Annotated in this window: 2 protein-coding genes; both read right to left on the reverse strand. The window is 31.3% G+C overall.

Features of this window, described 5'->3' with window-relative positions; genetic code table 11:
• Positions 1–816: arylamine N-acetyltransferase family protein (locus tag AC1DJR_RS24625; protein WP_477003725.1), on the reverse strand; the 816-nt coding region annotated here is incomplete at its 3' end.
• Between the two features lie 269 nt (positions 817–1,085).
• The gene (locus AC1DJR_RS24630) at positions 1,086–2,816 is read right to left on the reverse strand and encodes a methyl-accepting chemotaxis protein (protein WP_477003726.1); all 1,731 of its coding nucleotides are present in this window, start codon (positions 2,814–2,816) and stop codon (positions 1,086–1,088) included.
• Positions 2,817–2,903 lie beyond the last annotated feature (87 nt).

A 2,903-nucleotide genomic window follows, 5' to 3' on the forward strand; every position in this document is an offset into this window, starting at 1 on the left:
GTATTTATCTAGAGAAATATTAAATACTTCTTTAAGAATCTGCTGATATTCTTCTTCATTTATAGTTCGTTTACTTTTTTGACCTTTTCTTGTTTCTGTAAAACTTTTTTTAGTAAGTGAAATATGTCCATCTTCAATTAATTTGCAGACAATGTATCCTTTGTTAAAAGGTGATTCGGGGTGCTCTACAATAATATTTTGTATAGCATTTACTTTGTTTGTATCTATTTCATCTAATGAAAATGCAAACCCAGTGCACCATGTATTAGTAGGTTCAGAATTAAGGAATTGGGCACTCTCCCCATTTTCTCCTTTTTTCATTTCTAGTAGGTAAGTTCCTTTTTCAGTATTCTGTTTACGAATACGATATTTTCCCGTTTGAGATGAGATCACTTCACCGCTAAATGGAACTGGGTGTAATGGAAGATGTGAGGCAAGTCCCCCATCTATGATGTATTTTTGATTATTATAATTTAAAATAATAATCACATGTCCATCGTCAGGCTTCCACTTATCACCACCTAAATCGTAGACCGTACCAGATATGCGATAGACATCAAATCCACAATCAAGTAAAAAATAATATAATACGGTATTGAGCTCGTAACATAGTCCTCCGCGTTGAGTTAATAGTAATTTTTCTTGAACATTCTTTCTAGTAATTTTCCGGATATTTTTGTTCATAACGTCTAAATTTTCATAAGGTATTACATATGCCATTTGCTGAAGAATTTCATGTAAATTTTCAAAGCTTACATCTTCTTTCGGAGATATCTGTAACCGTGAGAAAAAACTTTTTTGTAATTCAGTTAACACTGTGCATCACCTTCCATTTATAGAAAATTTAACCATTATCTATAATGGTACACTAAATAAATATATAATCAAGTGTAATAAAATAAAATCAAGTTCTTTATGGTATGTTTTTATATAAGACATAACATAAAGCTATTTATTATATGAAAATTTATCCAAAAACAAATTTCACGTTCCTTGAGGAAGGAGTCTTCTTGGCTAAAATGATAAAAAAGTACAGGCCTTTAATTGATTAAGGACCTGTACTTTTTTGTCATATTTGATATATTTTATTTCTCGTTTTTTTGCTCTTCAATAATAAATTTTGAAACTAATGCTGACAATGCTTCTACTTTTTCTTTTATTTTGTTAGATTGATTCGATATCTCCTCAATTGATGCTGCTTGTGATTGGATTGAATGTACAGTTTGAGTTGTTTCCTTAGCTACTTGTGTTGCAGTTTCAGAAACACTCGACATAGAGGCATTTACTTCTTCTGTACCGGCAGACATTTCTTCTGTCGCTGCAGATACTTCTTGAATTTGGCTAGTGATTTTATTAATAGCCACCATAATAGATGAGAATGCTTGATCTGCTTTATTAGCAGTTTCTTTTCCTTCCGAAGCTTTTTGTTGGCCTTTTTGCATTGCATCAACTGTATCTTTTGTATCTCTTTGAATTAATTGTATTAAATTATTGATTTCATTTGCGGATTTTTTAGACTTCTCAGCTAAATCCCCCACTTCTGCTGCCACCACCGCAAATCCTTTTCCATTTTCTCCAGCACGTGCAGCTTCAATTGAGGCGTTTAAGGCAAGAAGGTTTGTTTGTTCAGCAATATTAGTGATAGCATCCAGAGCTTTATCAATTTGCTGCGTACGTGTAACAAGCCTATCTATTACTTTGGATGTTTCTTCAACAACCTCATGAATACTATTCATTTGAAGTATAGATTGTTTTATCACTTCACTACCAGAATTGACTTGTTCTGTTGTTGTGACAGCCACTTCTGTAACCATTGCTGAAGATTCAGCTACTGTTTGAACTCCATTCGCAATTTCTTCCATTGATGATGAACTTTCTTGGATACTAGTAACTTGTCCTTCTATTTTTTCATCGACCTCAGATATAGTTTGAACAACCTCTCTTGATATATGAGATGCTCGTTTAGTATCTTGCAACATCCCATTGGTAGAAGAAATAACCTCTTGTGTTGTGATTTTTACTTCTCCAATTAATTGTTGCAAGTTATCCAGCATACTATTAAAAGACTTCACAATGCTTCCCAATTCATTATTTGATTTATAAGAAGTGCGTATTGTTAAGTCACCTTCAGATACTCGCTCCATATCTCTTTCTAATAATACAATTGGTTGTTTGATTGCACTTTTAATGATATAACCAATAAAAATGACTATTGCAATTGCTATAATGGAGATACTAATAAACAGCATCATGGTATTTGTTGCACTGTCAGTATTATTTTTTTGTAATTGATCTGCATTATTATTATTAAATTGGATAAGTTCACGAATTGCCTGAATTGACTTTTTCATATTAGGATCAACCTCTTTTAGGTAATAAGCATATGCTTCTTCATTATTAGATTGTCCCAAATCTTGTACTTTCTTCAGTTGTGTTCTTAATTCTTTAAATGTTGTATAAAATGTTGTATACAATTCTTTTTCTTTATTAGAACTAACTCTAGTCTCAAACTTCTTTAATAACTGATCAGTTTCTGTACGAGCTACATCTATTTCTGTCAAAAGCTCTTTTATTCTTTTTTCATCTTTTGATAGAATAGTTTCCTTTACATTCATATTGATAAGATAATAATTAGACTCTATTGCTCCTATCCACTGAATTGGTAATAAACTATCTTCATACATAGTAGTAGAAGCATACTCACCTTTTTTAAGACCCCAAAATCCTAGTATAGATAATATTATACAAGCGACACTTGCTATAATTACCAATACGTTTAATGTTGTGCCAATTTTACTGTTTTTTAAAAACGACAATTAAATCCTCCTCATTGTTATATATTGATTAAATGATAATTATATAAAAATAAACGACAAAATGCGACATTTAATTATTTATATCCA

It is taken from the genome of Bacillus sp. 05T31 (genome assembly GCF_056396725.1).